The following is a 19,003-nucleotide window of genomic DNA, read 5'->3' on the forward strand; positions in this document are numbered from 1 at the left end:
GGAACCTTCGGTGGAGCGTATACAACCTTCATGATCTTGAGCAAAAAGATTGAAAAAGCTAGAAACTGTAATAAGCGCAAACAAGAGTTTTTTCACGGTCATCCGGATTACTGCTTTAAATCTAACGAATTTATGCGCAAATCATTTTATGAAGCCGTTCATTTTAACAACATAAGGCCTGTTGCTGTGGCGCTTCCCTTTCTTCCGCTGTGCCCTCTCTTACTTTATTGGCCACTGAAATAACGCCGGTAAAGGACCTTTTTCAGATCGCGAAAAATAATCTGATGAGCGATAACCTCAACCTGGTTATAATGCGGAAAGTCAGCTTCCGTGCGATCAATATCGCGCTGGCTGATATCTACCTGGTAAAGAATAGACATCAATAAATCAGAGTTGGCATTCATGAGATGATCGATCTGCGAAACCAATTGGCGGTGTAACTTTTCGTAAGCATCGTCGATAGACCCCGAATATTCAATTTCAACCCCAAATAGCCCAAAATCCTTCATAATCTGGGCAATGGTGTCCAAAATAATATCTTCCCGATTGAGGTACGAACGCAAATTATCTTGCTGAATATTGGGTAGATTTTCCATAGCTGTTGATTTTCAGGCAAGGTAAGGATTTTTGGAAAGAATTCAGTTTTGCAACAGCTTAACAATACTTAACCAAACATTGAGCTTCATTAACTAACAATCAGCATTTCGACTCGTTAAAAAGAAACAAAAGCAAGAACGCAATTTAAAATTAGGATGCCATGCTCGAACAAATTAAAACTTTCGACAACAACGTGCTAGCCATCGAAGTAATTGACAGTTTCACGGAAACTGACGAGAAAATTTGCCAAAAATTTTTCAATGAAAAACTGGAACAAGGTTACAAACAAGTGAACGTACTGGTGAAACTGGACGAAATGAAAATCAGCCACATTCAAACGAAGGCATTTATGGAAGACGTCATTTGGGCACTGCGCAATTACAAGCGTATCGGGCACATGGCAATTGTAGCCCACTCGAAAATACTAAAAGCTTTTGTCCCGATCGACAACCTGTTCTTTCAACGAGCTAAAGAAGGCCGTTTGGAGCGCTATTTCGACGTTTCACAAATGGACGAAGCCATGGCCTTTGTCAACGCGGTTGATTAAAAAAACAATACCCTCCCGCAGAAACTCAGGGGTGATGATTGTTACACAATTGTTGCCCCTGAATTATTTAACTCCTGACAATATGAATAAAGGACGACTGGAAGCATTTAGCGATGGCGTTTTGGCCATCATCATCACCATTATGGTACTGGAAATTAAAGTTCCACACGGACATGAACTGAGCGACCTAAAACCACTCATCCCGATCTTCCTGAGCTATGTTCTCAGTTTTATCTACATCGGAATTTACTGGAATAATCACCACCACATGCTGCAAACGGTGAAACACGTGAGCGGTGACGTACTTTGGGCTAACCTGCACTTACTGTTCTGGCTTTCGCTTATTCCGTTTGTCACCGGTTGGCTGGGAGAAAACAAATTTAAAGCCATGCCAATGGCATTGTACGGCATCATTCTGCTCATGGCTGCTTTGGCCTACTTCCTGCTGCAACGGCGAATCATTCGAAATCAAGGTGAAGGCTCCCTGCTTAAAAAGGCCATCGGCCGGGATATTAAAGGCAAAATCTCACCTGTTGTTTACCTTATTTCCATTGCCATGAGTTTTGTTTCGGGTTGGGCGGCCGGTGCAGGCTATGTTCTGGTTGCCCTGATTTGGCTGATTCCAGATCGCCGGATTGAACGGATACTGAAAGAAGAATGATGTATTGGCAAACAAAAAATCCGGAAACATGCGCTCCCGGATTCAAAAATATCTTTTCAACTTATTTTTCTAAAAAACAGCTTCAACAATTTTACGGGCATTATCCGACATCCCCATGGTGTACAAGTGCAAACTGGGCACTTTATTAGCCACCAATTCTTTCGACTGCTGAATCGCCCATTCGGTTCCAACAACTTTGGCATCGTCGTTATTTTTACATTTTTTCAGTTCCTTCACCAAATCCTGCGGCAAGTCGATACTGAAAATCTTAGGCAAAATCGTCAGATGATTCACATTGCTGATCGGCTTGATTCCCGGAATGATCGGCACATGAATTCCAGCCTCGCGGCATTGATTCACAAAATCGAAATAAACCTGATTATCGAAGAACATCTGTGTGACGATGTACTCGGCACCGGCATCAACCTTTTGTTTCAAATAAGTCAAATCGGTGTCGAAATTCGGTGCTTCAAAATGCTTTTCCGGATAACCGGCCACACCAATACAAAACTCCAACGGTGTTGTGTTTTTCAAATCCGGATCCAGGTATTTTCCTTTCCCCAAATCGACAATTTGCTTCACAAGTTCGTCAGCATTGCTATGTCCATTCGGGTCGGGACGAAATACGCTATCGGTTTTCAATCCATCACCGCGTAATGCCAGCACATTCTCAATTCCCATGAAATTCAGGTCAATCAGCACGTGCTCGGTTTCGCTTTTGGTAAATCCTCCACACAAAATATGCGGAACCACCGGAATACCGTATTTGTGCTGAATAGCCGCAGCAATAGCAACCGTTCCCGGCCGCTTGCGAACCACTTGTTTCTTAATCGATCCATCGGGCATTTCCTTGTAAATCATTTCATCACGATGTGTTGTGATATTGATGTACTTCGGATTGTAATCAATTAAACTTTCAATGGTCCGATAAATATTTCCGGCATCGTTTCCCTTTAACGGAGGAAGCAATTCAAATGAAAATACAGTCTTATTGCTTTGATTTATGATGTCAATAACTTTCATTGGTCAGTCTTGCATGTGGAAGTAGCGGAGCTACCGTGGTTTACTTAAAAATACTCTCGATCTTCTTTTGTGTTTTACTACTTTCTCGCTGAATTTGTTTTTCAACCGAATTATTGAAGTGAAAAAACATATCAAGTACAAACATAAGCACCATTCCAAGAACAAAAGCGATTACCGCTTTTTTAGTTGAACTATTCATTATCTCTAAATTTTTATCTATTAAACTCCTTTATAATTGATATTTACCGGCAGGAACTGCTCCACCAAATCAACCGAAACGTCTTTCCGTTTCGCGTAATCTTCCACCTGGTCTTTGCCTATTTTCTCCAGGCTGAAATACCGCGATTCCGGGTGAGCAAAGTACTGACCACAAACCGCAGCTGTCGGGTACATGGCGTAGTGTTCAGTTAGCTTGATGCCGATTTTCTCTGCTCCCAACAAGTTGAACAGGTTTTCCTTTTCGTGGTGTTCCGGACAAGCAGGATAGCCCATCGCCGGGCGAATTCCCTGGTAACGAACTTTCAATATATCATCCCACGTCAGATCTTCGTCCGGAGCATAAGCCCAATATTCGCGGCGAACTTTTTCATGCAAAAGCTCGGCAAAAGCTTCCGCTAACCGGTCGGCCAGTGCTTCGAGCATGATGGCTTTATAATCGTCATGATCGGCTTTATATTCAGCCATCCACTTTTCGATACCAATGCCTGCTGTAACAGCGAATCCACCGCAATAATCCGTTTTCCCAAGCTCTTTGGGAGCTACAAAATCTGACAAACAGAAGTTGGGCACACCAGGCTTTTTCTTCTCTTGCTGACGCAGGTGATAGAAACGCCCCAGTTCATCACCGCAGTCTTCGTCGTTGTAAAGCACGATGTCATCACCATCGGCCTGAGCCGGCCACAACCCGTAAACGCCGTTCGCTTGCAACATCTTCTTCTCAATGATTTCATCAAGCATGATCTGCGCATCTTCGTAAACTTTACGTGCTTGTTCGCCCTGAACTTTGTCGTCCAAAATTTCAGGGAAACGACCTTTCAACTCCCACACGAAGAAGAAGAAATTCCAGTCGATATACTTGCGAAGCTCTTCAATCGGGAAGTCAATCAACTCAACCAATCCCGTTTGCTTCGGTTTATAAATCTCATTCTTGCTCCAATCGGGTGTGAATTTGTTGGCACGGGCTTCTTCCAGCGTTAAATATTCCTTCTTTTTCCGCTGCCCGTGAAACTCCCTGATTTGAGCATATTCATCCTTAATGCCTTGAATGTATTCCTGATTACCGGATACCAAATTAGCCACGACATTCACCGTACGACTGGCATCTTTCACATACACAGCCGGATGAGAATACTGCGGAGCAATTTTGACCGCAGCGTGTATTTTAGACGTCGTTGCACCACCAATCATCAGCGGTAAGGTAAATCCCCGACGTTCCATTTCAGCAGCAACATTCACCATGATTTCGAGCGATGGCGTAATCAAACCACTCAAGCCAATCACATCAACCTTTTCTTTGATGGCTGTTTCCAGAATCTTCTCGGTTGGAACCATCACACCAAGGTCGATCACCTCATAGTTATTACAGGCCAACACAACACCCACGATATTTTTACCAATGTCGTGCACATCGCCTTTCACTGTAGCCATCAAAATCTTTTTCTGACTGCTCTGCTGGTTCTTGAATTTCGCTTTATCCGCTTCAATGTAAGGCAGCAAGTGAGCCACCGCTTTCTTCATCACCCGGGCTGATTTAATCACCTGGGGGAGGAACATTTTCCCGGATCCAAACAAGTCACCAACCACATTCATCCCGTCCATCAACGGACCTTCGATGATGTTTAGCGTGGGGCTGTAAAGCGGAATCGCTTCGTCCAAGTCTTCTTCAATATGATCGGGCAAACCTTTGACGAGCGCATGCTCCAGGCGTTTCACCAAGGGCAATTCACGCCATTCGTCCTTGCGCACCACTTTGCCTTCTTCAGCTTTCAGCGTTTGCGCAAAGTCGAGCAAACGCTCGGTCGCATCGGGGCGGCGGTTCATCACCAAATCCTCAATATATTCGAGTAAATCTTTGGGAATTTCATCGTAAATCTGCAACATCCCAGGATTCACAATCCCCATATCCAAACCGGCTTTAATGGCGTGGAACAGGAATACGGAGTGAATGGCTTCACGCACTACATTGTTTCCGCGGAACGAGAAAGACACGTTACTCACACCACCACTGGTCTTGGCATGTGGCAGATTGGCTTTGATCCAGCGCACCGATTCAATGAAATCGACTGCATAGTTGTTGTGCTCTTCCATCCCGGTACCGATGGTCAGAATGTTCGGGTCGAAGATGATATCTTCAGCCGGAAAACCGATCTTTTCAGTCAGCAGCTTGTAGGCACGGGTGCAAATTTCAACCCGTCGCTCGAAGCTGTCAGCCTGCCCTGTTTCATCAAAAGCCATGACCACAACAGCGGCTCCGTAACGTTTGATTTTCGAGGCATGGTCCAAAAACTCAGCCTCGCCTTCTTTCATGCTGATAGAGTTCACAATGGCTTTTCCCTGCAAACATTTCAGCCCGGCTTCAATCACATCCCATTTCGAGGAATCCACCATCACCGGCAGCTTGGCAATATCCGGCTCGGCCATCAGCAAATTCAGGAACGTCACCATTTCCTTGTGGGCATCAAGCATGGCATCGTCCAGGTTGACATCGATCACCTGGGCACCGTCTTCCACTTGTTCGCGGGCAACAGCCAATGCTTCTTCATATTTTTCTTCCCGGATCAGGCGGGCAAATTTGCGCGAACCCGACACATTACAACGCTCACCAATATTCACAAAGTTTGTTTCGGGCGTAATGGTTACCGGTTCCAGTCCGCTAAGACGGGTTAATTCGTCATTCTTTTGTTTCACATGAGGCTCGGCAGCCGCTGCAACTCCCGCAAATTTGCGGATGTGATCGGGCGTGGTACCGCAACAACCACCAATGATGTTCACGAAGTGGTGATCGAGGAAATCTTTGACCTGGCCAGCCATTTCTTCGGGCGTTTCGTCGTACTCGCCAAACTGGTTTGGCAGCCCGGCATTTGGATAGGCGCTGATGTAGAAAGGCGCCTTCTTCGACATTTCTTCCAAATACGGACGCATATCTTTGGCACCCAGCGAGCAGTTCAACCCAATGCTTAACAGGTCGATGTGGCGTACCGAGTTCAGGAAAGCCTCTACGGTTTGTCCCGATAAAGTCCGTCCGCTGGCATCGGTAATTGTACCCGAAACCATCACCGGCAAGCGCAATCCACGTTCCTCCAACACTTCCTCGATGGCAAACAAGGCGGCTTTTGCATTCAAGGTATCGAAGATGGTTTCTACCAAAAGCAGATCCACTCCTCCGTCGAGCAGCCCTTTCACCTGTTCGCGGTACGATTCCTTCACCAAATCGAAGGTTGTGGCGCGGTAACCCGGGTCGTTGACGTCGGGAGACAAGGAAAGTGTTTTATTGGTTGGTCCTAATGCACCGGCTACATAGCGCGGTTTATCCGGATTTTTAGCTGTAAACTCTTCGGCTATATCGCTGGCCAGCTTCGCCGATTGCTTATTGATTTCGTACACCCATTTTTCGGTGTGATAATCAGACTGCGAGATGCTGGTGGCATTGAAAGTGTTCGTTTCAATAATATCTGATCCCGCATCCAAAAATGCTGCGTGTATGCTTTTTACGATGTCCGGACGCGTAATCGACAACAAGTCGTTATTCCCGAACAACTCATTGGTTAATTCAGCAAAATCTTCGGTTCTGAAATCTTCCTCGGTCAGCTTGTACTTCTGGATCATGGTTCCCATGGCTCCGTCGAGTACCAGCACGCGGTGTTTCAGTTCTTCACGTATGTCTTTTTTTTGTGTCATCTTAAGAAATCAATTTCAATTCGTTATCACCATGAACCGCAATCTGGTCTTCCACAATTAAAACAGCAGCCGTCACTTCAGGCATTAGTTTCAGGTGTTTCAGCACTTTTTCCAGATCGCTCAACTTTTTCACCCGGTTACCAACTCCAACGGCCAAAGCTCCGGCGTCGGCTCCGTTTTTGGCCATGATCATCACGGCATCAGCCTTTCCGTGGTTAATCGGATGACCTTTGGTTCCCAAACCGGTTCCAATGCCAAGGGGCGTTTGTTCAGGCATCACTTCGAGGCCCATCAGGCCCGAATCTTCCAAATCGTCGGCAAAAATACTCACAATCAGCGAATCTCGAAGCTTTAAATACAAATCACCGCCATTTTCTACAATCAATTCGCCAATTTCGAACTTTTCGAGCAGTGCCTGACCAATCAATTCATTGAGCAAACCACTTCGGGCAGCCAGTGGTCCAACAGCTCCCAGTTCGGCCGAATGAGCCAATTTACGGATCGCTTCCGGTGCTGTTTCGGCAACAGCGCACGCTTTCAAACTCTTCCTAAACAGGGGATTTTCTTCCACGTAAGCCTTCAGCTCATCAACCGCTTTCGTCAACACCTGAAGGACTTCGACCTCCATGTCGGCCCGGTATGATTCAGGATCTACCCCCACCCAGACATCAGACTCCAAATATTCTACGACAAACGATTGAAAGCGATCCTTTGGAAAGCTATTCCGAAATGTTCTTGCTTCAAATAACATAGTATGATCAATTCATTTTTAGAATGAACCCGCAACCGTTCATTGAACGGTATTTTCGTGTTTTAGTTTAAAATTACAGGAAGTTTTACGGGCAAGTTCAGCGCCCGGGAAATCGGATACACGCGCCAGTCAGCGCATACAACTATTCGCATAGTGGCGGTAACTTAACTTGAAAAGCGATAAAATAGTTGTATGTCGTGTATTCATAGGTAAAATAAGTTTCAGATACAGCTTGCGCAACAAGCCGAATTTCCTGAGTTTAAATAATTGAGCTCAAATGTAATGGCAAAAGCCCTAATTTTCAAAACAAACACACCAATTGATTCGCTTTTTAAAGCTCAATTAACGCTTGTACTATTTAGAATGACAATAAATTATGCTTATTATACATATGCATTATCCCTAGCTTTATAAGGGATACAGCCCTGTCCGCCGGTGATTATATTTCAATAGCATTTGACAAAGTATTGACTTCCATCTGTCAACTCTTTAATTTTATGTAACAATCTGATTATTAAAACATGAAATTATGACCACCTCAGAAACAGGACACGAAAAAAATCTATCTCTTTATGAACAAATGATTGCCGAATTGAAAACCGAGACGGCTGATTACAATCCCCCTATAGACAAACTGAGTATGCTGAACCTGGAAGCCAATGTGGCTCCGGTGGCTGCTACACTGTCGGCTGTTCGAAGCTGCCTGGCCGACTACACTTTTGCCGTCAATGACCGGCAGACCGTTTATGCCGACATGGAGAAACGCGTTACGCGGGTGAACGACCTGCTGCCTATGCTTGGAGTTGATGCCCTGACCATTGCCGATATGAAAACCTTTTATGATAAGATTAAAGGGTATGCCGCGAATTCGACGCAAGGATTCGAACACCTGAAAGAATATTTCGATTCGTTCCTGTCGATGCTGAAAAAAATCAGCCTCTACGCGACCAACGACCCGACGTTGAGCACCACGGCCCTCGATACCCTGAGCGCCGATCTGCAGGTCAAAAATAACGCAACAGCCAATACCGATGCCGCCCTGAACAACGCCCGGGAGCTGCGAAACCAGGCGATGTATAATCCGCAAAACGGTATTGTCCCCCTTAGTAAAAGCGTCAAGCAATATTACAGATCGAAAGAGGGTGTCAAAGGCATCATGTACAAACGACTGGTCGCCCTGCTGAAACCGATGCGGTAACCAGGATCACTGCTCGTTTCACAAGACCGTCTACAGACAATACAAAGCCTTCTCCAGACGTCACCAAGATCAATACAGACGCTCCGAGACGTCATACAGCCGTTGCAAGTGTCTATACAGAATCTCCGGGAGGCTACACAGCCGTAACGGAAGCCTATACAGGCGTAACAACTGTTCGTACAGGCATAACGGAAGGCTTTACAGGCGTAACAGCCCTTTATACAGCCGTCGACATCGTCAATACAGGCTTCCAAACAGTTCGTACAGCCGCTAAATCCGCGGCTTCTGCTCACCGCTTCCACCTGCCGGAAGATACGTTTACCGTTTCTCAACCCAACTTAACCCAGCCAAATGATGGCAGCCCCAATAAAGAAATCCTCCCGCAGACCGACGACGCGAAAGCTGGTATCGAAGGCAGGCACAACCGCTACCGAACAACGGTTACAGGAAATACTGAACGGCGCACAATGCCCCCACCTGCTTTACCTGGTTCCGCAGCCGCTGAAAACGGAACTTCTTCGGCAAATTCCCGGTCCTGCTGAAATTAGACGCGGAAGAAGCCTGAAGATGGGTGACGACGAATTTTCGAAGCTCCAAAGCAGCTTACACCGGGAGCTGAACGAGACCACTGTTAGCCTGGGCGACAGCGGTCAGCAGGTTAGCATCGCCCGTTTTTTCAGGCATGTGGCCTGTCTGATGCAGCTCGATCGCCGATGCCGGCAAACATCGTTTCGGAACGCCGACGAGATTAGCCGGATGATCGGTGAAAAATTTCAGCTCAAACAAGCCTACAAGTCTGCCAAAGCTGCTTTAAACGAGCTGTGCCTGTACTGCGGGTTAATCTACTCCTGGCCGGAGACGCGCCTGATCTCCATCACACCGGTCATTCAGAACGGGCTGGCCGACCGGAACTTCGCCGGACTGGCCTTCGTGGTAGAGGAATGTTACAGCGAACAACAAAAGTTTAAACTGGGCGACATTGTCCGACCGGCTTTCCGCATCGGCTTGTCGTGCCGAAACAAGCAGATGAACTGGCTTCATCTAAACCAGTCGTTATTTGAAAACAGTCCGTATTCGGATGAAATCAAGCTACCGGTCTACATCCAGATTCATGCAACGAACCGCATGATTCAGCGGCTCGACATCATTGACCGCAAATACTTTTACCTGTACCTGATTTTGGCCCTGAAATCGCAAAAAGCCTTTCGGTATAAGCAGAAGACACTGATCGAATTGTCGATTTCCGGGCAGAAAGCTGGCTACCTGGTTTCGGCCATCGTCGACGACAAAATACTGATTAAGACCTTTCTGCTGTTGAGCGATCACGGTACGCCCGAGGGAGACCGGGCTCACCAACTGTGCGAACGTCACCAGGTCGATATGTCGCAGTGGAACACCGACCGCCTAAGCACGTTTAGCCAGTCGAGCTTAACGAGCGAACACAAACCGAAGTCGCTGGTGAGCAGTGCCGGGTGCCACAGTCTGTTCCAGATTACCCCATCCAGTACGGCCCATCCGGACAGGCACCACAGTACACTCGCCCTGTCACAGCTTCTGCAACCCGCCAAACAAGGCAAGCCCAAGTCGTTAACAGCATCCATTTAACTACCGCCCATGGCAAACCGAAAAAAGAAAAAAGCAAAGCAACATCCGCCGCGCCAACAAGACGAGCAAACCCGGATGAACGTGTATTTCCGCAATATGAAAGAAATACTGGCCCTTTGCGACTGCGCCGAAGTGGTCGACCTTCTTAATCCGTCTATGAAAAAAGTAGTCTATGACCTTCGACACTTTCCCATACAACTACAGCCCGAAGATGCTCCCGGACTTTGCAAAAACCACTTCAAAATAATCCGCCAGGAGTTGGACAGGATCATGCACCATACGACCATGTCACTAAAAGAAGGTGGCGTTGAAATCCCGGCTTACAGGTTTTACACGTATCTCCCGGTGCTGTTTGATGTGAAGAGCTGGCTGCAGGTCAGGAAGGGAGAAACCGAGAAGCAAATATGCTGTCTATTGGATGGCCATATCGATATTCCTAAAACTGAAAAACAATTTCGGGAAAAAATCAACCAAAACTGCCAAACACTCAGCTTATGCAAGTCGAGCCCACCCAACAGCCTGGTAGCTGTTTTTATGGAGCTCGTGGGCGAGCATGAACTGAGCCGCAGAAGAAACCGGCTTAAATTCACCGTAAAACATCGCAAACAAAAAATACGCTACTTCAAATTAAAGCAACAAATGCGTCCGACCTTCCGCCTGGGAATTTATACGCCAATGCAAGAACCGGCATGGTCTAAAGTTAACCGGTCCCTGTTCGAAAATATCCCTTTCGATCTGGAAGAAACCCTGCCGGTCTACGTCCAGTCGCACGCCCTCGAACGCTTGAGAGAACGAATCGATATCATCAACTTCGATGACCTTTTCATTTTTATGCTCGACAGTTTTATTGACCCAAAAGTTGTCCGCTGTGCTGGCTACTACCTGGTGGAATACCAGACCTTCTTAGGGAAAATGGGCTACTGGGTATCCCGGATTGTAGACGACGCCCTGGTCGTTATAACCTTCCTGTTTTTGACCGGAAACGACACACCCGAAGGCGAAAGACTGAATAAACTGAGCGGACTGTCGAAAATCGACATGCACTATTGGAACATAGATCGTCTAAGTACCTTTTACCATTCCGACCTGAAAGACAACCCGACTATGAAACAGCTGTTTTGCGATGCCGGTTGCGCTAATCTGTTCAATCTGGAAAGGTTTGACGAACAATTGTGTTCCAAACATTACCAACTGGCCGAAAAGCTTGTCAACTACCTGCAACCTGCCAATCAGAAAGACTTAACAGCTGTTACCGGTTAGCTGCAGCAAAGGATCCAAAACCGTCTCTGAAAAATATTTGTACCTTTGTATAAACTAAATCATCCCGGCGTCCGTTCTTTTAGCCGGTGTATTTAGCTTGAAAAGCTCTCCGTGTAACATGATCAAAAACTCCGGTTTTAACGCATGCTGATCATTCTAAATTCAATTATTAAATAACAGATTACTATGAAAACGAGAATTTTAATTATTGCTCTGGTGTTGCTAACGGGAACGGTTTTCGCTCAAGGTTCGGCCCCGCTGTCAAAAGGAGAAAAACAACTTAATTTTGGTCTGGGAGCCAGCGATCATGGTCTGCCGGTTTATGCCGGAGTCGACTTTGCTTTCCACAACGACTGGACTGCGGGTCCTGTGATTAAACTGGTTTTGGATGACGACACCCGTTTCGCGGCCCTCGGTCGTGTTGACTATCACTGGAACCGGTTGATGGAAATCCCTTCAAACTGGGACTTTTACCTGGGAGCCAACCTGGGTGTTTTAAGTGGTAACGGCGTTGATCTGAACCTGGGATTGCAAATTGGCGGACGTTACTACTGGAGTGAAAAGTGGGGCGTTAACCTCGAAATTGGTGGCGGTACCGGCTTTGATTCCGCCATTGGTGTTAGCATGAAATTTTAAGCTTCGCAACATATAATGCAGGAAGGCCGGTCAAAAACCGGCCTTTATCTTTTAAAAATAGTCGCCCAAACCTTCCGGTATAAACTCGTAAGTCATTATTTGCTGAAGCCCTGCATCCATCAGCTCGGCATACTTTCCTTTCCCTTCCAGCACCTGATCCAGAAGCGCTAAATGCCCGGCATCAAGCAAAAGCGGCAAAGCAGCAGCTGTTCTTTCGACCACCACTTCTTTCTCACCATTCAGATAAATGGTTTCGAAATCATTCATTCCGGTTGCCTGCGGAAAAATATGACTGACATGATACGCAAGCCAAACAGGTAATTCCAGTTCTTTTATTTTCTCAAATTGTTCCACGTGAAAATCAAGCCGCCCCGAATAAGCGTTGAAATTGGCTTTCCCGGCGGCAATTTCAGTGTCGAAAGCGTTTAAAACGATTTCCTTTTGATCGGGACTGATCTTCGTGAACAGGTTTCGAATGAATCCGTTTTCGGTCATCTGCTCCCACGGGTAAATCACAATCGGTGCGTGCTTCTTCCGGTTAGCCGACTTCTGATGGCGGTTTTTATACACAAACGAGCAGTAGTTGATTGGCAAATCAATGCCTTCGTCCAGGGTAAATTGAATGAGTCTCAAAGCGGTCAGTTCCGAGTCAATCACTGTTACCTTTTCGCCATGCGTGTAGGTGTAATCGTACTCAATCAACTCATTAAAATTGTAGGGAGTCAACCGCATCTGGTGAAAATTCAGGTGACTTAGCCCCAAATCTTTCAACTCGCGAATCTTTGCTTTCAGTAATTCTTCTTCCTGCGGAACAGCTGGAATCTCAACGGTCACAACGGGAATTTGTCCCACAGCCAGTTTCAGCTTATCTGTCTTGTATTCGGTAGCGCCAATATCGAAACGCATCTCGTTCAAGCCGGCTTGTTTAAAAGCTTCAACCTTTTCGGGGGTCAGCAAAATGCCGTTGGTGTACAGCCAAACATACACCTCGTCGCCAAAAGCAGCCTTAACGGCTTGCACAAACGCAAGACTTTTCTCAAAGGAAATCAGCGGTTCTCCGCCGGAAATACTCACGCCTTTAAACCCGAACTCACGGATATATTCGACATAGGCTTCCGGCTCATCAAATACGAGCGTATTCGTCTCCGGCCGGGCCAAATCGGTTTGCTGCGTCGGACAGTAAAAGCACTTTCCGTTACACAGATTGTTGATGAATAAACACGACCACTCCCCTTCGCCGCACAATTGGCAGCCACGCGAAAGCTTCGTCACATCAACTTTACTTTGATGAAATCCCCATTGAACGCGATCGCCGATAGCCGACAAAATTGCCTGCCGTTCGTTCATCGCGTTTGCAGCTTCATCGGGCGATGGGAACTTCAAATAGTTGTATTTCACCTGATATTCTTCCTGATTCCTCAGCAAGTGCCGCTGTTTTAAAGGCGTTAACCCATTCATTTAATACATCAAATAACTGCCGGCAAATGTAGGTTTAAATTGAATCGAAGATGCAAGCCCGAAAAATATTTCAAAACATGGATGATTCGCATCTGCAAACATTTGCACATCTTAGTTGTCTAAAGGATTAAAATCGTTAAAGTTCCGTTGAAATGAATGAAAGAATTGAAAGGGATACTTTAGGTGAAATAAAGGTTCCCGCCGACAAATATTGGGGTGCTCAAACCCAACGTTCCATTCAAAATTTTCCAATCGGGAAACCGGCGAGCATGCCGCTGGAGGTTATCCATGCCTATGCCATTTTGAAAAAAGCCGCTGCGATTACCAACCATGAACTGGGGGTACTTTCCGAATCGAAAAGAGATGCTATTGCCGCGGTTTGCGATGAAATTTCGTCCGGTAAACTGGACGACCAATTTCCGTTGGTGGTGTGGCAAACCGGTTCAGGTACACAAACTAATATGAATGTGAACGAGGTGATCTCGAACCGCGCGCATGTATTGGCCGGCAACAAACTGGGTGAAGGAAAACCTGCCATTCATCCCAACGACGATGTCAACAAATCGCAGTCGTCCAACGATACGTTTCCAACAGCCATGCACATTGCGGCCTGCACAAAACTGCTTGATCATACCATTCCGGCACTTGATGAATTGCGCGAAGCGCTGGAAGCAAAATCGCAGGAGATGATGAACATCGTGAAAATTGGCCGAACACATTGGATGGACGCTACTCCGCTAACCCTGGGCCAGGAGTTCTCAGGCTATGTGTCTCAAATTGAACACGGAATAGTCGCCCTGAAAAATACGCTGCCCCATCTCTTTGAACTTGCTTTGGGCGGAACAGCTGTCGGAACCGGACTGAACACTCCGGACGGATATTCATGGACAGTAGCTGAAAAGATCGCCGAGCTGACGGAATTGCCATTTACTTCGGCCCGCAACAAATTTGAAGCCCTGGCAGCACACGATGCGTTGGTGGAATCACATGGTGCACTGAAACAAATAGCTGTAAGTCTTCTGAAAATTGCCAACGACATCCGTTTAATGGCTTCAGGTCCGCGCTCCGGAATCGGGGAACTAATTCTGCCAGCCAATGAGCCCGGTTCATCAATCATGCCCGGAAAGGTCAACCCGACCCAGGCTGAAGCGATAACCATGGTTTGCGTACAGGTGATGGGAAACGATACGACCATGAGTATTGCCGGTTCCAATGGCTTTTTCGAACTAAATGTTTACAAACCGTTGATGATCAATACATTTTTACAGTCTGCAACGCTTCTCGCCGATGCCTGCAGAAGGTTCACAGCACACTGTGTAACAGGCATTAAAGCCAACACCGAACGCATTAACCAACATGTAGAACATTCACTCATGCTGGTTACCGCACTCAATACGCACATAGGTTACGAAAACGCAGCCAAGATAGCCAAGAAAGCGTATGCTGAAAATACCAGTTTAAAGCAAGCAGCCATTTCGCTGAACTTACTGACAGCCGAACAGTTTGACGAATGGGTTGTCCCGGAAAAGATGGTTGAAATGAATAAGCACAAAAATCCATGGTGGAACACAGAATCGGAATAATTTTCGAGAAATTTCTACCTTTGCAAAAATTTCTCTATTAGATGGAAAATCAACTGCAGATTTATAATACATTATCCCGTAAAAAGGAGGTTTTTACCCCCCTGCATCCAGGTAAAGTTGGGTTGTACGTGTGCGGCCCTACTGTTTACGGTAAGGCACACTTGGGACATGCGCGGCCGGCTGTAACTTACGACCTCTTATTTCGCTATTTGAAACACATTGGCTACAAAGTTCGCTATGTGCGCAACATTACTGATGTCGGCCACTTAGCCAACGATGCCGACCAAGGGGAAGACAAGATTGCCAAAAAAGCTCGTTTGGAAGAATTGGAACCAATGGAAGTGGTTCAGATTTATACCAACGACTACCACAAAAATATGGAGAAGCTGAATGTGCTTCCTCCGAGCATTGAGCCACGGGCAACCGGACATATCATTGAGCAAATTGAAGTGGTGGAGAAGATTCTGGCAGCCGGCTTTGCTTACGAAAGCGCCGGATCCGTCTATTTCGATGTTGAAAAATATGCCAAATCTTATCCCTACGGTGAATTATCGGGGCGCAAAATTGAAGATTTGCAAAGCAGCACCCGCGAATTGGACGGCCAGGATGAAAAGCATTCACCACTCGATTTTGCGATTTGGAAAAAAGCGACACCGGAACATATCATGCGTTGGCCATCAAAATGGAGCGACGGTTTCCCCGGATGGCATCTTGAATGTACTGCGATGAGCTGTAAATATCTCGGTGAAACATTCGATATTCACGGTGGAGGAATGGACTTGACTTTCCCGCACCACGAGGCTGAAATTGCACAGTCAAAAGCAGCCTATGGCAAAGATTCCGTTCGCTATTGGATGCACAATAACATGATTACCCTGAACGGACAAAAGATGGGAAAATCGTTGGGGAATGCCATTTCGCTGGACGAGTTTTTCAGCGGCGATCATCCGCTTTTGGACAAAGCTTACGATCCGATGACCATCCGCTTCTTCATGCTGATGGCGCATTACCGCAGTACGCTTGATTTCTCGAACGAAGCCTTGCAAGCTGCAGAAAAAGGCATGGAACGTCTGTTAAAAGCAACAGAAACGCTTGAAAAGCTGAATTCCGGCGATTCATCCACAGTGAACATCGCTGAGTTGACAGCAAAGTGCTACGTGGCCATGAACGACGATCTAAACACTCCAATTACCATCGCTCACTTGTTTGATGGTGTGAAAATGATCAACTCGATTGCAGATGGAAAAGCAAGTATTTCGGCTCAGGATCTGGAAGACCTGAAAGCATTTTATTCAACCTTCGTTTTCGACTTATTTGGTTTGAAAAAGCCGGGCGAAGAGAGTGGCGCCAATATGGAGGCTTTTGATTCAGCTATTGATTTGTTATTGCAGTTGCGCCAGGATGCAAAAGCAAACAAAGATTGGGCTACAGCCGACAAAATTCGCAACGAACTGACCAACATTGGATTTGTAATTAAGGACACGAAAGATGGCTTCAGCTGGGAGCTGAAATAAGTCTGCAACAAAATATAACAACCCTTGCGATTAGTCGCAGGGGTTTTTTCATGCTCATTTGTCACTTTTATGCTACTGCAAAAAGCTTACTTTTGCCTGTAGTTGTTGCGTATGAACTGCTTAAAATAACATCATGCCTGTATCCCGATTCGGTGTTTCATTGGAAGAAGATTTGCTGAAAGCATTGGACGAATATGTGAAAGAAAACAATTTCGCGAATCGTTCGCAAGCCATCCGTTTCCTCGTGGAAAAAAACCTTGTGGAAAAAAAATGGAAGTGCGACAACCTGGTAGCCGGAGCCATCACCTTGGTTTACAACACGAAAAAGAAAGAGATTCGCTCCAAAATTCAGGACATTGAAGCCGAGAATACGGAAATCATTCTTTCCTCTCAAATCTTTCACATCAATCCCGAAAATTGTATGGAAATAGTCGCTGTTCGGGGTCCTTCTTTCAAATTAACCGAGCTATCCGATCAGCTTATTGCCATCAAAGGAATTCAGCATGGGAAACTGATTATGAGTAAAGTTGATTAATCATTCACCTGTTTCGAAAACAACAATAATAACCGTATAGCATAATTTAAAATCATGAAGAAATTACTGATCCTTTTGCTCATATCAATTGCCCTCGGTGTTGAAGCTCAAGTTGCCCCTATCTACAATCCGAAGGCCGATGCCCAAGTCGAAATAGACGCTGCCGTAAAACAAGCTTCAGTCGAGGGAAAACATGTTTTTCTGCAAATCGGAGGGAATTGGTGTGTTTGGTGCCGCCGGTATCATCAATTCACGGCTGAAGATCCGGAAATCAGCGAATATATTGCAGACAATTTTGTAGTTGTGAAGGTGAATTACAGCAAAGAAAATAAGAACGAAGAAGTACTTGAAAAACTTGGATATCCGCAACGCTTTGGCTTCCCTGTTTTTGTGGTTCTTGACAGTAAAGGAAACAGAATCCACATCCAAAATTCGGGCTATCTGGAAGCTGACGGAGGCTATGATAAAGACAAAGTTCTCGGCTTCTACAAGCAATGGTCTCCCGCTGCTCTCGACCCGAAAAGCTACGAAAAGTAGTCGTCGAAACATGATTTTCATTCTGTATTATCCCTTTAAATTGCTCTAACTTGCGAGTAATTTAAAGGGATTTTTCATGAAACGAGCTTTCTAAAAGGACAGTAAAATCCAACATCAAAACCCGTTAGCATGTGAGTTCCACTAACTGAACACAACACAAACCGTTTACTGATGAAGGCAATTGTAAAAAGTAAAGCAGAACGCGGCCTTTGGTTGGAAGATGTTCCCATGCCATTTGTTGGTCCGAACGATGTACTCATTAAGGTGAAAAAAGCCGCTGTTTGTGGCACCGACCTGCACATTTACAAATGGGACGAATGGGCCCAAAACACCATTAAACCTCCGGTTATTATTGGACACGAATACATGGGAGAAGTTGTTGAAACCGGCTCCGAAGTCGACCGGGTTCAAGTAGGTGAACGAGTAACGGTCGAGGGACATATTTCTTGTGGTTTTTGCCGCAATTGCCGACGCGGTCGCCAGCACATTTGCGATCACACTTTAGGGATTGGCGTTCAGCGTGATGGTGGGTTTGCTGAGTACATTTCGGTTCCTGCCAAAAACGTTTTAAAAATCGACAGTCGAATACCCAATGAAATCCTATCCATCATGGATCCGTTGGGAAATGCTACACATACTGCCCTCTCCTTCCCGCTTTTGGGTGAAGATGTATTGATCACCGGAATCGGAGGCCCGATTGGAGCCATGGCTACGGCCGTCTGCCGCTTCGCAGGAGCCCGTAACATAGTTGGAACAGATTTGTCTCCCTATCGCCGCAAATTGGCCCGGAAAATGGGCGCAACGCTGGTTATCGATCCGATGAAAGAAAATATCCGGGAGGCCATGGGATCGCTGGGTATGGTCGCGGGTTTCGACATTGGCCTCGAATGCAGTGGTTCCCCGATTGCGTTTAACGATATGGTCGAAAATATGTACAATGGTGGTAAAATATCGCTTCTTGGATTACTTCCACAGAAAACACAAATAAACTGGAGTAAACTGATTTTTAAAGGACTGACACTAAAAGGAATCTATGGGCGTGAAATGTACGAAACCTGGTATCACATGGAGATGATGCTGACTACCGGCCTGGATATCTCTCCGGTAATTACACACCGTATGAAAGCCGATAATTTTCAGGCTGCCTTTGATATTATGGAAGAGGGAAACTGTGGGAAAATTATTCTGGATTGGGAATAAC

The 19,003-nt window shown here is 46.0% G+C and carries 16 protein-coding genes; 11 read left to right on the forward strand and 5 right to left on the reverse strand.

What is annotated here, in order from left to right; translation table 11 throughout:
• Positions 1–224 precede the first annotated feature (224 nt).
• The gene (locus tag GJV22_RS14710) at positions 225–596 is read right to left on the reverse strand and encodes a hypothetical protein (RefSeq protein WP_163715333.1); all 372 of its coding nucleotides are present in this window, start codon (positions 594–596) and stop codon (positions 225–227) included.
• Between the two features lie 161 nt (positions 597–757).
• On the opposite strand from GJV22_RS14710, the gene GJV22_RS14715 reads away from it, so the two are divergent.
• Positions 758–1,144, forward strand: coding sequence for a SpoIIAA family protein (locus GJV22_RS14715; RefSeq protein ID WP_163715335.1), 387 nt, complete (start codon positions 758–760; stop codon positions 1,142–1,144).
• Between the two features lie 82 nt (positions 1,145–1,226).
• A complete protein-coding gene (locus GJV22_RS14720) occupies positions 1,227–1,805 on the forward strand; it encodes a TMEM175 family protein (protein ID WP_163715338.1) in 579 nt (192 codons plus the stop codon).
• Between the two features lie 69 nt (positions 1,806–1,874).
• On the opposite strand, the gene metF is transcribed toward GJV22_RS14720, so the two are convergent.
• The 3 genes from metF to GJV22_RS14735 form a co-directional block, all read right to left on the reverse strand.
• Entirely contained in the window at positions 1,875–2,828 is a 954-nt protein-coding gene (gene metF, locus GJV22_RS14725; protein WP_163715341.1) for a methylenetetrahydrofolate reductase [NAD(P)H], read from the reverse strand.
• Positions 2,829–3,047: 219 nt separating this feature from the next.
• Positions 3,048–6,725 (reverse strand): methionine synthase, encoded by a 3,678-nt coding sequence (gene metH, locus GJV22_RS14730; RefSeq protein WP_163715344.1) that lies wholly within the window; start codon positions 6,723–6,725, stop codon positions 3,048–3,050.
• Position 6,726: 1 nt separating this feature from the next.
• Positions 6,727–7,476, reverse strand: a complete 750-nt coding sequence (locus tag GJV22_RS14735) for a UPF0280 family protein (protein WP_163715347.1) — start codon at positions 7,474–7,476, stop codon at positions 6,727–6,729.
• Between the two features lie 529 nt (positions 7,477–8,005).
• Between GJV22_RS14735 and GJV22_RS14740 the strand changes: the two genes are divergently transcribed.
• From GJV22_RS14740 to GJV22_RS14755, 4 genes are all read left to right on the forward strand, one after another.
• Positions 8,006–8,674: a hypothetical protein gene (locus GJV22_RS14740; protein ID WP_163715351.1), complete on the forward strand. Its 669-nt coding sequence runs from the start codon at positions 8,006–8,008 to the stop codon at positions 8,672–8,674.
• Between the two features lie 351 nt (positions 8,675–9,025).
• Positions 9,026–10,279 (forward strand): hypothetical protein, encoded by a 1,254-nt coding sequence (locus tag GJV22_RS14745; protein WP_205461899.1) that lies wholly within the window; start codon positions 9,026–9,028, stop codon positions 10,277–10,279.
• 9 nt (positions 10,280–10,288) lie between these two features.
• A complete protein-coding gene (locus GJV22_RS14750; RefSeq protein WP_163715357.1) occupies positions 10,289–11,539 on the forward strand; it encodes a hypothetical protein in 1,251 nt (416 codons plus the stop codon).
• A gap of 186 nt (positions 11,540–11,725) precedes the next feature.
• Complete coding sequence (locus GJV22_RS14755) at positions 11,726–12,175, forward strand: hypothetical protein (RefSeq protein WP_163715360.1); 450 nt, start codon at positions 11,726–11,728, stop codon at positions 12,173–12,175.
• A gap of 51 nt (positions 12,176–12,226) precedes the next feature.
• Here GJV22_RS14755 and GJV22_RS14760 read toward each other — a convergent pair whose 3' ends face one another.
• Positions 12,227–13,600 carry a radical SAM protein gene (locus GJV22_RS14760; RefSeq protein WP_163715362.1) on the reverse strand — a complete coding sequence of 458 codons (1,374 nt, stop codon included), beginning with the start codon at positions 13,598–13,600 and terminating at the stop codon, positions 12,227–12,229.
• 185 nt (positions 13,601–13,785) lie between these two features.
• Between GJV22_RS14760 and fumC the strand changes: the two genes are divergently transcribed.
• From fumC to tdh, 5 genes are all read left to right on the forward strand, one after another.
• The gene (fumC, locus tag GJV22_RS14765) at positions 13,786–15,216 is read left to right on the forward strand and encodes a class II fumarate hydratase (protein WP_163715365.1); all 1,431 of its coding nucleotides are present in this window, start codon (positions 13,786–13,788) and stop codon (positions 15,214–15,216) included.
• 41 nt (positions 15,217–15,257) lie between these two features.
• Entirely contained in the window at positions 15,258–16,730 is a 1,473-nt protein-coding gene (cysS, locus tag GJV22_RS14770) for a cysteine--tRNA ligase (RefSeq protein ID WP_163715368.1), read from the forward strand.
• A 133-nt stretch (positions 16,731–16,863) separates the two neighbouring features.
• Positions 16,864–17,265 (forward strand): nickel-responsive transcriptional regulator NikR, encoded by a 402-nt coding sequence (nikR, locus tag GJV22_RS14775; protein WP_163715371.1) that lies wholly within the window; start codon positions 16,864–16,866, stop codon positions 17,263–17,265.
• Between the two features lie 54 nt (positions 17,266–17,319).
• Entirely contained in the window at positions 17,320–17,802 is a 483-nt protein-coding gene (locus GJV22_RS14780; RefSeq protein ID WP_163715375.1) for a thioredoxin family protein, read from the forward strand.
• Between the two features lie 171 nt (positions 17,803–17,973).
• Positions 17,974–19,002, forward strand: coding sequence for an L-threonine 3-dehydrogenase (gene tdh, locus GJV22_RS14785; protein WP_163715379.1), 1,029 nt, complete (start codon positions 17,974–17,976; stop codon positions 19,000–19,002).
• Position 19,003: the final 1 nt, after the last annotated feature.

This window comes from Mangrovibacterium lignilyticum, from assembly GCF_010882175.1.
GTDB classification, from domain to species: Bacteria; Bacteroidota; Bacteroidia; order Bacteroidales; family Prolixibacteraceae; genus Mangrovibacterium; species Mangrovibacterium lignilyticum.

What these genes read in the sequence shown, in the direction of transcription:
- GJV22_RS14750 (WP_163715357.1), top strand. Translation starts at nt 10,289, where the DNA reads ATGGCAAACCGAAAAAAGAAAAAAGCAAAGCAACATCCGCCGCGCCAA.
- fumC (WP_163715365.1), top strand. Translation starts at nt 13,786, where the DNA reads ATGAATGAAAGAATTGAAAGGGATACTTTAGGTGAAATAAAGGTTCCC.
- GJV22_RS14710 (WP_163715333.1), bottom strand. Translation starts at nt 596, where the DNA reads ATGGAAAATCTACCCAATATTCAGCAAGATAATTTGCGTTCGTACCTC.
- GJV22_RS14745 (WP_205461899.1), top strand. Translation starts at nt 9,026, where the DNA reads ATGATGGCAGCCCCAATAAAGAAATCCTCCCGCAGACCGACGACGCGA.
- metF (WP_163715341.1), bottom strand. Translation starts at nt 2,828, where the DNA reads ATGAAAGTTATTGACATCATAAATCAAAGCAATAAGACTGTATTTTCA.
- GJV22_RS14780 (WP_163715375.1), top strand. Translation starts at nt 17,320, where the DNA reads ATGAAGAAATTACTGATCCTTTTGCTCATATCAATTGCCCTCGGTGTT.
- cysS (WP_163715368.1), top strand. Translation starts at nt 15,258, where the DNA reads ATGGAAAATCAACTGCAGATTTATAATACATTATCCCGTAAAAAGGAG.
- GJV22_RS14740 (WP_163715351.1), top strand. Translation starts at nt 8,006, where the DNA reads ATGACCACCTCAGAAACAGGACACGAAAAAAATCTATCTCTTTATGAA.
- GJV22_RS14715 (WP_163715335.1), top strand. Translation starts at nt 758, where the DNA reads ATGCTCGAACAAATTAAAACTTTCGACAACAACGTGCTAGCCATCGAA.
- nikR (WP_163715371.1), top strand. Translation starts at nt 16,864, where the DNA reads ATGCCTGTATCCCGATTCGGTGTTTCATTGGAAGAAGATTTGCTGAAA.
- tdh (WP_163715379.1), top strand. Translation starts at nt 17,974, where the DNA reads ATGAAGGCAATTGTAAAAAGTAAAGCAGAACGCGGCCTTTGGTTGGAA.
- metH (WP_163715344.1), bottom strand. Translation starts at nt 6,725, where the DNA reads ATGACACAAAAAAAAGACATACGTGAAGAACTGAAACACCGCGTGCTG.
- GJV22_RS14755 (WP_163715360.1), top strand. Translation starts at nt 11,726, where the DNA reads ATGAAAACGAGAATTTTAATTATTGCTCTGGTGTTGCTAACGGGAACG.
- GJV22_RS14735 (WP_163715347.1), bottom strand. Translation starts at nt 7,476, where the DNA reads ATGTTATTTGAAGCAAGAACATTTCGGAATAGCTTTCCAAAGGATCGC.
- GJV22_RS14720 (WP_163715338.1), top strand. Translation starts at nt 1,227, where the DNA reads ATGAATAAAGGACGACTGGAAGCATTTAGCGATGGCGTTTTGGCCATC.